The sequence below is a fragment of the Streptomyces sp. NBC_01463 genome (genome assembly GCA_036227345.1).
Lineage (GTDB): Bacteria > Actinomycetota > Actinomycetes > Streptomycetales > Streptomycetaceae > Streptomyces.
The window spans coordinates 52980-64450 of the sequence record CP109469.1; the positions used below are offsets into that span (position 1 = coordinate 52980).

Annotated in this window: 8 protein-coding genes; 5 read left to right on the top strand and 3 right to left on the bottom strand. The window is 67.4% G+C overall.

Features of this window, described 5'->3' with window-relative positions:
- Positions 1-366: 366 nt before the first annotated feature.
- The 5 genes from OG521_39850 (at position 367) to OG521_39870 (ending at position 4816) form a co-directional block, all read left to right on the top strand.
- Positions 367-555, top strand: coding sequence for a hypothetical protein (locus OG521_39850; GenBank protein ID WUW27006.1), 189 nt, complete (start codon positions 367-369; stop codon positions 553-555).
- A gap of 120 nt (positions 556-675) precedes the next feature.
- On the top strand, positions 676-1635 hold the full coding sequence (locus OG521_39855) for a helix-turn-helix domain-containing protein (protein WUW27007.1): 960 nt from the start codon (positions 676-678) through the stop codon (positions 1633-1635).
- 23 nt (positions 1636-1658) lie between these two features.
- On the top strand, positions 1659-2051 hold the full coding sequence (locus OG521_39860; GenBank protein ID WUW27008.1) for a hypothetical protein: 393 nt from the start codon (positions 1659-1661) through the stop codon (positions 2049-2051).
- A 292-nt stretch (positions 2052-2343) separates the two neighbouring features.
- Positions 2344-3117, top strand: a complete 774-nt coding sequence (locus OG521_39865; GenBank protein ID WUW27009.1) for a hypothetical protein — start codon at positions 2344-2346, stop codon at positions 3115-3117.
- 340 nt (positions 3118-3457) lie between these two features.
- Positions 3458-4816, top strand: a complete 1359-nt coding sequence (locus OG521_39870) for a replication-relaxation family protein (GenBank protein ID WUW27010.1) — start codon at positions 3458-3460, stop codon at positions 4814-4816.
- 140 nt (positions 4817-4956) lie between these two features.
- Here OG521_39870 and OG521_39875 read toward each other — a convergent pair whose 3' ends face one another.
- The 3 genes from OG521_39875 to OG521_39885 form a co-directional block, all read right to left on the bottom strand.
- Entirely contained in the window at positions 4957-7716 is a 2760-nt protein-coding gene (locus OG521_39875) for a tetratricopeptide repeat protein (protein ID WUW27011.1), read from the bottom strand.
- A 9-nt stretch (positions 7717-7725) separates the two neighbouring features.
- Positions 7726-8169, bottom strand: a complete 444-nt coding sequence (locus OG521_39880) for a hypothetical protein (protein WUW27012.1) — start codon at positions 8167-8169, stop codon at positions 7726-7728.
- Positions 8170-8257: 88 nt separating this feature from the next.
- The gene (locus OG521_39885; protein WUW27013.1) at positions 8258-10714 is read right to left on the bottom strand and encodes a Helicase associated domain protein; all 2457 of its coding nucleotides are present in this window, start codon (positions 10712-10714) and stop codon (positions 8258-8260) included.
- Positions 10715-11471 lie beyond the last annotated feature (757 nt).

The window sequence follows — 11471 nt, forward strand, 5'->3', positions numbered from 1 at the left end:
GGTATTTAAGCCTGTTGCCCGTTTCGGGTGGCGGTATTTGACCGGTCGTCAACCCTTTGGTGCCACAGTGCTTAACCGGCCGATCCGCGAGTCGGCGGCGGGTACCCATGCCCACGGCGCTACTTTCCGGCACCAGGCGGATGCGCTTGGTAGTACAGTCCGATTCCCGGTTTTCGCCGGGCATGCAAAGACCCCGGCTACTGGTTGGTCGCCTCACCGGGGTCTCTTGCTGCTCCTCAACGCCTGTCTGACACCCTGAAGGAAGGGAATCCCCTCGTGTCCAACCGACGTCGATCTCGTCTCCCCGCACGTGCGTCTGCACCTACGCGAAAACTGAGTCGCGAACGTATCATCCCTGCTCCGGGCATGGTTCAAACACCGCAATGGGATGTCACAGCTGTCACGGTCCGCGGAAGTCTGCTCATCGTCGTGCTGTGTCTGCCCCTGCTGATGATCCCGGGCTTTGCCGCGCCCGGGGTGCTGCCCTTTCTGGCGCTTTTCCTGACGGCTTCTCACGGATCGTTGCTGGTCCGCCAATGGGTACGCCGCCGCTGACCTGACGGCCGTGTGACGGGCCCCAGGTCCCCGTCACACGGCCGTCAGGCCAAATCCTCCCCGCGCCGACAGAGCCGGCGGGTACAGATACCCGCCCCCGCACCCCGAAAGAGACCCACCATGTCCATCCGTTCGCACCCCGGCCCCCAACAGCCGACGCGCAAAGGGCCCGCCGTCGATGCCGACCGGGCCGGCCGCTGCACCGAGCGCGTACGCGACATCGCCGAAGACATCGTCATCGTCGCCGACGCGCTCATCCACCGCGCCTCCGACAACACCGCTACCGCCCCCGAACTGCTCCACCTCGTCAACACGGTCACCTCCCTCGCACAACAGGCAACCGGCGGCATCGTCGTGCGCCAGAGGTCCCAGGGCAAACCGCTCAGCGATCTCGCCCCCGAGCTCAATCTCACCGAGGACCGGATCCGCAAGAAATACGACCCCCAGACCATCGACCGTAACCTGGCCACCCGCACCCGCCCTCTGCGAGCGTCCCTCACCACCACCGCAGCAACCGTGCCCACCACGAAGGACCTGCTGCGCCAGCCCCGCCAGCGTCTGGCCTGCGCCATGACCCGCATGTGGAAGCAGTCCCGACTCCCTCAGAGCGCCCTCGCCCGGCACATGAACATCGACGCCTCCTACGTCTCGCGCATGCTCTCCGGCGAGCGGGACATTTCCCTGCAACACATGAACATGATCGTCGACAAGTGCGCCGGCAATCTCGACCTGGTCAAACCCCTATGGGCAGTCGCCACCGGCCTACAGACCCCCGCCGACGAACCCGTCCGGGCCATGCGCTCCTACCTCCGCGCCCTGCACTACGCCGCCGGATCTCCCAGCGACACACGGATCGTCAACTCCGTCCAGCGCACCATCATCAAGGCCGAGGTGCGTCAGGCATTCGAGGGCCCCGGTGTTCCGCAATGGCAGGTTGTCCGCCAGCTCACCATTGCCTTCCAGAGCCTGCCGGAGATCACATGGCCGATGTGGCGCAACGCTCGCTCCACCGTCGAGCCCGGCGACAGCACCTCCACCTCCACAGCTACATCCACCTTCTCTGCCGGCGCGTTCGGCTGACCACAACCGATCAGAGAAAGATCATGAAGCCAGCCCCGCCCACCGTCCTCATCAACGCCTTCTACGCGTTCTACGACCTGCACCGCCCCGCCTACCGCGCCTACGCCGCGGCCTGCCTGGCCCCGGAGGAGGCCCAGATAGCGGTCTCCCACCTCTTCGACCTCGTCGCCAGCAACTGGACCTCCGTCGTCAGCGAACCCGACCCTGCGGCCTGGGCCTGGCAACGCCACACACGGGCCGTCGCCCGCCGCAGCGGCCGCACGCTGACCGCAGCAGAGGAGACACTGCTCCTCCACGAAGAACTGCGCCTGAGCATCGACAAGATCGCCACTGTGACCGGCACCGAACCAGCGGTCGTCAGCACGCTCCTGGCCGCCGCCCGACGCTGCCCTGCAGCAACCCCGGCCAGCTTTTGACGGTGTGGTCCCTCATGGGGAGTAGGCGGCCACCGCCCCGAGCCTTAACCGGCAGCGACCCCGGTCACGTCTTGGCGTTCATCCCACCGGCAGGGCTCCGGTACCGGAGCCCTGCCGGTCCGGCGCCCCAGTTGGACTGGTCACGGAAGGAAGCAGGATTCGACATGTCACGATCATGCAGTGGCCGCCGCCCGCCCCTCGGGATACTGCAATTCGGTTTCCACCAACCACCCGACATCTGCGTGACCGATTCCGAAGCCAGTGTCCGGAGCAGGTGCCATCATTCCCAGGCATGAGCAGGGACGACAGCGATGAGGCGTACGTGGTCGGCTTGTGCAACGAGGCCCTCGAGGAGACGGCGCTCACGCAGCACACGTTCGACTGGCTCCTGGGGGACCCTGGGACAAGCGGCCGGCGGGCCAAGCTGCCGGTCGACGCCTTCTGGCCCGGCCGCCGCATGGTGGTCGAGTACCGGGAGATCCAGCACGACCGGCCGGTTGCGCACTTCGACAAGCCAAACCGACTTACCGTCAGCGGCGTGCACCGCGGTGAACAACGTGCTCTATACGACGCCCGCCGCGGCAGCCAGATCCCAGCGCACGGACTGAGACTCGTGGTGATCCGGCCCGCAGACCTCGACGCCGACCGCGGGGGCCGCCTGCGGCGAAACCGGGACACCGACCTGGCGACGGTACGCAAGCTCCTCGCCCGGACCAGCGACGAAGACCGCGTCACCGCCGCGTTCCGGCGCTGGCTGCTCGCCGAAGAGTGGGTGCTGGTCACACCCACCGATCGCTGGACGGACATCGAAGCAGTACGCGGCGAGGAACGCCTGATCTGCGAGGCCAAGGGCCGCACCAGCGAAAAGGGCGTCGACGCCGACATCGCATACGGCCAACTCCTGCGCCGAATGACCGCCCAGACCACGACCACCCGGTACGCCCTGGTCGTACCGACGTCTTCCGCAAAAGCCGCTGAACGAGTCCCGCTCCATGTCCGCCGCGTGCTGCGGATAGACCTTTACGAGGTGACGGACGAAGACCAAGTTGTCCCTCATCTGGCATAGGCAGCCGCTCTGCCGAGGGCACCACACCTGGACCCGCGCGGGCCTCCTGCAGGTGCAGCAGGATGCAGCGCTACCTCACGGTTTCCCCTACAGATCCCCCTACGGTTGCCCCTACACTCTTCCCTACAGTGACCATGGCTGGCGTGCCTGGTTCTCGCGCAGGTCAGTGCCCGTTTCGGGACTCGCCGAGCGCGCCGACGACCCTCTTCCCCGCTGTTGTTGGGCGGGGAACGGGTTCGGACGGTGGTCGCGGCGGCGCGGGCCGCGGGCAGCCCGTGCTGACCCGCGAAGGGGTGCGACCAGTGCACAGGCACTGGGCGAGGGAAGGGGAGTGGCCGGGATGGGTGGGGCGAGTGCGTGGCCGTACAAGTCGACAGGCAAGAACCGGGGCCTGGTGCTCCTGGCACTCGGGGTCGTGAAGGTCGCGACCGCGGAGCAGCTGCGCCAGTTGGTGCTGCCAGGGACGGCGGATGTGCAGACGGTCCGGAACGCGTGCAAGGACCTGCGGTCGGTCGGCCTGGTGGAGTCGGTCGGCCGCACCTCGTTCGTCACAGAGTCCGGGAGGCCGGTGTGGCGGGATCTGTGGAACCTGACCACGGCCGGCCTCGCCTCGGCCGCCACGGAGGTGGGGCGTCCGGTGCGGGAGATGGGCGGCACCGCCCGTGACGCGGCGAAGGCCGGCGCCCCGCACGCCCTCGCGGTGACGGACACGATCGACGCGTTCCGCCAGTCCCCGCCCCTGCCTACCAAGCCCGTCGCCCGCCGCACCCCGGCCGGCTCGGTGCCCGTCCAGGCCCGGGTACTGCCGACACGCCCCCAGGGTTTGGGGCATCTGCGTGGGTGGGAGACCGAGGTGGCCTTGCCGGTCTCGGGCACGTTCACGACACCGGCGCGGGGAAGTCTGCGCGCGGACGCGGTACTCACCGCGCCGGAGGACGGGGTGCCGGTGCTGTTCGTCGAGGTAGACAACCACACCGAGCCCGCCGCCGTCGTCGCACGGAAGATCGAGAACTACCGCCGGTTCTTCCAACGCACCACCAAGGACCACCGGGGCAAGGACGTGCCGTTCTGGTCGACACTGTGGGACGACTCCCCCCGCGCCGGCTACCCGCCCCTGGCCCTGGTCTTCGCGAAGAACGTCAGCCCCGAGACCGCCATGAACCGCATGAAAGCCATCCGCGACCTGTCCACCGCCTGCTGGAAAGGCCACTGGCACAACGGCAGCATCTACGACCGCGACTCCACGGACGGCTACCGCGACTACACCCGCACCATCCCCGTCCTCACCACCACCCTGACCCGCCTCCAACACCACGGCCCCCACGGACCCGCCTGGTGGCGCTACGGACACCCCACCTGGGAATCCCTCGAGCACGCTCTCGACAACCCCGACGACCACCGCGCCTACCAGGACCGCGAGGAACAACGCCGCACCGAACACAACGCCCAGGAGCAACACGAGCGCCAGGAGCGCGAGGAGACCGTGCGCCGGCGGAAGGCCGCCGCGTGGCCGTGCCCGACCTGCGGCCGCGAAGTCCTACCCGACGACGACTGGGAGACCAGGCCCCCGGGTGGCGCCTGCAGCGTCTGCACCAGCATCAAGAACCGCGAACGGGAACCAGCCGAGGCCGTGACCTCTGAGGAGGCCGAAGGACGGGAGGAAGCCAGGAAAAACGGCCTCTTCGGCTTTCTCCGTTGAGGTGGCCTCCGGGCCAGACAGCTACCCGCCCGTCAATGGTGACCCACACTCGCGGAGGCGAACGGCCACGGCGGGGCACAGACGGGACGCGCGAGGTCGCGTCCGTAGCAGGCGAGCCAGCAGTGCCCCTCCACACCCGATCAGTCGGGTTCCGAAGACGGCTGCTCCTCGGTTCCCAGACACCCGCCCGCGGGCAGGTGCTCCGCCATGGCTCTCGCGTTGCCTGCGTGGGCGCGTGAAGCAACGGCTTCCTCATCAGCTCCAGCCCGGCTGTACGCGGTGGCAGACTCAACCCACGCTTCGCGTACTCGGTCCGTGTCGGCGCCAGCGGTGGCCAAGGTCGTGGCCAGCTCGCCCCAGGCCTCACCCGTACGGAACCAGTCCCGCGCCTCAGCCAGCATGGCCACAGCCTGCTGACCAGCAGCAAGGGCCTCTTCGAAGCGGCCTAGGCCCCGGAATACCGTGCCGAGGTTGTTCCAGGCGGTGGCTTCGCTGTGGGTGTCTTCGGTCTGTTGGTGGAGGGTGCGGGCGGTTTCGTGGGCGTCGAGTGCGTCGTCGAAGCGGCGCAGTTCCCGGAGCGTGGTGCCGAGGTTGTTCCAGGCGGTGGCTTCCCCGTTGGTGTTACCGGTCTGTTGGTAGAGGGTGCGGGCGGTTTCGTGGGCGTCGAGTGCGTCGTCGAAGCGGCGCAGTTCCCGGAGCGTGGTGCCGAGGTTGTTCCAGCTGATGGCTTTGCTGTTGGTGTCTCCGGTCTGTTGGTAGAGGGTGCGGGCGGTTTCGTGGGCGTGGAGTGCGTCGTCGAAGCGGCGGAGCTCTTGAAGTACGAGGCCGAGGTTGTTCCAGGCGTCGGCTTCGCCGTAGGTGTCTCCGGTCTGTTGGTAGAGGGTGCGGGCGGTTTCGTGGGCGTGGAGTGCGTCGTCGAAGCGCCGGAGTCCTTGCAGTGTGGTGCCGAGGTTGTTCCAGGCGATGGCTTCGTTGTGGGCGTCGCCTGTCCGTCGGCAATGGTCGAGGTCTGCTTGGTGGGCGTGGAGTGCGTCGTTGTAACGGCGCAGTTTTTGGAGCGTGAGGCCATGGTTGTTCCAGGCGGTGGCTTCGCCGTGGGTGTTACCGGTCTGTTGGTAGAGGGTGCGGGCGGTTTCGTGGGCGTGGAGTGCGTCGTCGAAGCGCCGGAGTTCCTGGAGCGCGCCACCGAGGTTGTTCCAGGCGCCGGCTTCGCCGAGGGGGTTGCGGGTCTGTTGGTAGAGGGTGCGGGCGGTTTCGTGGGCGTGGAGTGCGTCGTCGAAGCGCCGGAGTTCCTGGAGCGCGCCACCGAGGTTGTTCCAGGCGCCGGGTTCATTGGAGGTGTCATTGAGGATGATGCAGGCGTCGAGTGCGAGGGCACGGACCACTACGTGGTCTTGGAGATGTCGTCGCCATTCCAAATAGCGGCCGAGCGCGAAGCCGAGGGCGCGGCCGGCATGCGGGGTGGTGTGGGCGGTGGCGATGAGGTTTTCGCGTTCGGCGTCGAACCAGGCCAGCGCCTGATCTCGGTCGGTGAACCGGGACGAGACTTGGCTGCTGGGAGGTGGGAGGTGAGTCTTGGCTGCTTCAGCGTGCTGAATGTAGTGGTCGATGAGCCGGGCCTGTGCCTGGTCGTAGCGGCGGCGTGGGACGCGACCGCGGCCCATGGCAGCTTCGGCTTGCTCGTGGGCGTAGGCGCGGAGCAGGTCATGCATCTGCCAGCGCCCGCGGACCCCCGGGGCGCGTTCGATGAGATGGCTGGCAGCCAGCCGCCCTAGAAGGCGTTCGGTTGCCGGCTGTGATTGGTTGGCCAGGACAGCAGCGGCGGCGCAGGAGATGTCGGGGCCCGGGTTGATGGACAGCAGGCGGAACAGTTCCTGTTCCTGAGGGGCAAGCCGGTCGAGGGACTGGTCGAACATGGTCCGCAGGCTGCGTTCCCCGTCGTGCAGCCCGTCCAGGACGCTTTCCGCCTGGCCAAGCGCGTCGGCGCGCTCGGAAAGTGGCTGCGCAGGGTCCTGGGCCAGGAGCGCCGCGGTGATCTGCAGGGCCAACGGCAGATACCCGCACGCCAACGCCACCCGCTCGGCCGCACCTGGATTTTCCTCAACCCGTGCGTCGTCGGCGTAGTTGCTCTTCAGCGCTGCTTTCAGCAGGGCGACGGCGTCTTCTGGCTGCAGACGGTTGACGGTCCGCATCCGGCCGACCCCGGGAAGACTGTGGCGCGAGGTAACAAGCATCCCGTGGTGCCCCGGCGGCAACAGCGGCTGGACCTGGGCGACGGCGGAGGCGTTGTCGGCGACCACCAGCAACCGCTCTCCCGCCTCCTGCCGCGCATTGAGCTGCGACCGGTACAACGCCTCCCGTCCCGCACCGGGGGGCGGGAGATGCTCGGGCCGCACACCGAGCGACCGCAGCAGTGCTTCCAGCGCCTCCTCGGCCTGTGCGGGATGAGAGTCGTAGCCGCGCAGGTCGACCAGCAGCGCCCCGGTGAACCAGCCCTGTTTCTGCGCGGCATGCCCGGCGGCGTAGGCGAGAGTGGTCTTGCCGACCCCGCCCCACCCCGACAACACAGCCACCGCAGGCCCACCATCAGGCCGATCGGGATCCAGCACACCCAGGATGTACGCGAGGTCTTCATCGCGGCCGGTGAAGCCCACCGGCGGCTGCGGCAGTGCGTCCAGCGCTGTGGGCACCGGCGCGTACTGCTGCACGTACGTCTTCACCGCCATGGTGCCCTGCCCCAGCACCTGACTACCTGCGAACCCGGCACCGCGGAAGTCGTTCCACGCCCCGGTGCCTTGCTCCCCTCCACCCTGCACCCGGTTCTGCTTCGGGACCGTGCCACCCTTGCGGCCCTTCGCGCCCTTCTTGGCCTTGCCCTTGGCGCCGCTCTTGCCCCCCATGCCCCAGCCCTACTGCTTGTCGTAGTTGTTCGTGACCGTCATGGACCCGCTGCCCAGAACCTGACTGTTCGTGAACGTGGCCCGGCTGAAGTCGTTGTGCACAGTTCCCGCTGGCCCGGCGCCCTCGGTCTGCGCGACCAGAGCCTGCAACTCGGCCACCACCTGCTGCTGCTCGGCCTCCGGCAGCTCCTCCAGAAGCGTCTCCAGGCGGGTCTGCCACCGGGCAACCTGCGCGATCCGCACCCGCTGCGTCTCCTCACCCTCCTGGGCGGCTTCGAGCACCGCCCGGGTCTGGTCGAGCCGTTCCAGCTCCGCCTGCTCACGGCGGGCGTCACCGCGGCTGAAGAGCCGGGCAAAGCCGCCACGGATGCCGTTCCACGCGTCCGTTCCCGCGGCTTGCACCACCGCACCGCCCCCGGCGCCCGCGACAGCGATGAGTCCTTCGACCAACATGACATCCCCCTACAGCCAGCAGATAAAGGACCATCAGCGTAGTTCGACCACACCACCGCCCTCAGCCGGTTCTCAACACCGCTCCGCTCTACGTCGCCCACTCCAGCCCCAAGCTGGCGAGTTGGGTGAGTTGGTGGTTGGTGAGCCGGTCGCGTCTGCTTTTCTGGTTGCTGAGGAATACGCCGAGGCGGATAGATGTCCCGTCGGGTAGCTCTTCGATGTGCTGCCTTCCGACGGTGGTCTTCCCTTCCCGCGCGATGTACTGCCGCAGGGCTTCCACGCCCCGCTGGAAGGCTTCGGAGCTCTTCCCGGCCCCGTTCTTCGCCCCGGCCCGCGCTGCCGTCTCCTGGCCTCGCACAGCGGCTCGCGGTTGCACGCCCAGTTCCCTCAGCCGTTGCTGCTGTTCGGCGTTGAGCTGCGCCCAGTCACGCGCTTGCCGGGTGGTCCAGCGTCCGATGTCGTCGCCGCGGTATGTCACTCCTGGCTGAATGTCCTCCAGCACGTTTCCAGCCTCCAGGAGGGCAGCCAGGCCCACATAGTGCCGCTGCCAGTCCACGGTCCAGCCCAGCAGCCGGGGATTCCAGTCCGGGTCGACCGCGGCCAACTGCTCCGCGCGCCTTCGAGCCCGCTCGTCGTCCTTCCCGAGACCTCCGGGGCGGCGGAGGTTGGTCAGCCATTGGCCGACGGGCTTGTCCAGGGCGGTGGCGTGGCGTGGGGCGGCCAGGGTTCCGGCCGCCTTGTAGTAGGCGCGGGCGGCGGCGAGGTTCTCTTCGAAGCCGGCGTCGGCGGTGTCCCACACGATGCCGAGTTCCTCGAGTTCGGTGGCCCGGGTAGAGGGCATGGTCCCGGCCCGGTAGGCGCGCCTTTGATCGGACAGCCACCTGCCCAGCGGATACGCCCCTTCCACGTGTTCGTAGGGCACCTCTAGGGACCCGACGCGTTCGAAGTACCGCCTCGCGGCGTCGTAGCCGCGCTGCCAGTCCTGGCGCTCGGTGCTGATGACGTTGAACCGCACCCACTTCGCGATCATCACGGGGTCCCTCGGGGCGGCGAAGCGCAGCAGCAGCCGAGACTCCTCCTCGCCCTCCGCGGGTGCCGGTCCGATGTATGGCGACGGATCAACAACCGCTTTCTGGTCCTGTTGCGGAGTGGCGAGCATCTCGATGGCACGTTCATCGTGCGCCCGAAGTCCTTCCAGAACCTTCACCAAGGGGCGGTAGGAAGCCGACGTGAACATGTCCTCCGGCTTTTCACCGGGCGCAAGAAAGACAGGAACAATCAACGTCGCCATCTTCCCCTGACCAGGTTTCTGACGCAAAGCACGCCCGATCGCCTGGACAATATCGACAGCCGACCCCTTCGGATCCAGCAGAGCAACAGAATCCACCGCCCGAATATCAACGCCCTCGCCGAGGACCCGGCAGTTCGAGAGCACGGCGCGCCCGGTCCGGCGGCCGAAGTCACCGAGGATCTGGCGGCGGTGGTCGGGCTCGTGCTCCCCGCACAGCCAGTCCGCCCACACCCGCTCCGGATACCGTCCTGGGTCGGCGGCGTGCAGCCGCTTCGCGACCCGCCCCAGCCCCTCCGCGAACGCGGAGGCCTCGACGGTGCGGTGGTGGAAGGTGATGGTGGTCTGCAGCTGGTGTTCGGCCATGGTTTCCAGGAGTGCGGCCTGGAGGGCGCCCATGCGTTGCCCGCGGACGTCCTCGTCCCGTTTCTGCGGACCGGACAGCTTTGCCGGGGTGACGACGGGGTCGGTGAGTTCCACCACCACGATCTGATACCTGGCCAGAAGACCCCGGGACACCGCCGACGCCAGTGACAGCTCGTACACGACGGGCCCGAAGATTTCCGGGTCGTCCATGGAACAGGCCAGCTCCTGCGGCAACGGATCCCGCATGTTCTCGAAGCCGGCCTGCTGCTCTGTCCATGCGGGGCGGGGTGGGCGTTCCTTCCAGATGCGGGGGGTGGCGGTCATGTAGAGCCGGCGCATGGCGGGGATGACGTCCTGGTCGTGGATGGCAGCCCATGCCTTCCCCATCGACCCGCTGGTTCGGTGGGCTTCGTCGACGACCACCAGGTCGAAGACGTCCATGGGGAGCCCGTAGGTGCCTTCGTGGGCTTCTGCCAGGACGGGCAGTGAGGCGTAGGTGGCGTACACCGTCACCGGCCCCCGCCCGTGCCACAGCGCTAGCTGCGGAGGACTGGTCGTGGACCGGACCTTGAGGTCCCACAGGTGCGGGTCGTCTTGCAGCGAGCACACCGCGACCGCGGGCCCGTTGTGGCCGGCTGCCCGCCATTCCCGCACCGTCTGCGTCAGCAGATCCAGGGTGGGCAGCAAGACGAGTACCCGCCCGTGGCGGGCCAGTCGCAGCGCGGAATGCGCAGCGATAAGCGTCTTCCCCGTACCGCACGCTGCCACCACAGTGGCCCGCAGACCATCATCCGGAACGCGGTTGCCCGGCGGGATATCAAGGCCACGCACGACAGCGTCAACCGCCTCAACCTGATGAGGTCGCAGCGCGAATTTCTCTGCACTCGGCATATCTGATCTCCGGAATCCGAGAAGAGACGAGCACCCCTCAGAGGGGGTAGTGATCGGTTCGGGATGCTACACAGCACATCAGTGATACATGATGCGGGTATCGGCATCCGTTATATCTGGATACCACCCTAGCGCAACAGTGCCCGTAGGCGGCAGGCTTCAGGTAACTCATTCACGTAACTACGATCCAAGGCGTGCATGAAGGGGTGTCAGGCGCGGGTGGAGCGCAGCGGAATCCGCACTCATCGCCCGGGAGGCCGGCACCCTCCTGGGATGACGTGCTGTCACCATTCAGGGGTGGCTTTTTCCTCGGGATCCTACACAGACCAGCAGTGATGCACCCTCACCCCGCCCATTCGCTGCCCGGCGGAGCCGGTGGGAGGGAGCGCAGCGGACGACCCCGCACGGAGCGCAGCGGAGGGCGGTCATGGGTTATCGCGCAGCGGTAACCCAATTCACGCGCAGCGTGAATACTTATAAACCGCGCAGCGGTTTATAAAAGGTGCGCAGCACCTTTATGAATTCGCGTAGCGAATTCCTTCGCTTCAATGCGCGCAGCACGTGGATTACCGTTCCGTTGTACTTCGTTCAGTTATCAGATTTGGGTGTTTAACCGTTTCATCTATCGGAGGGAATGGAGTTTTCGCATTTATCGTGAAACGCTTTCGCGTTTTTCGTGCGCCGCTTCAGCGGCGGCTGGGCGGTCGCGCCCGGAGCGCGCTTCCGGCTGGCCGCGCCGCAGGGTACGGCTGACCGT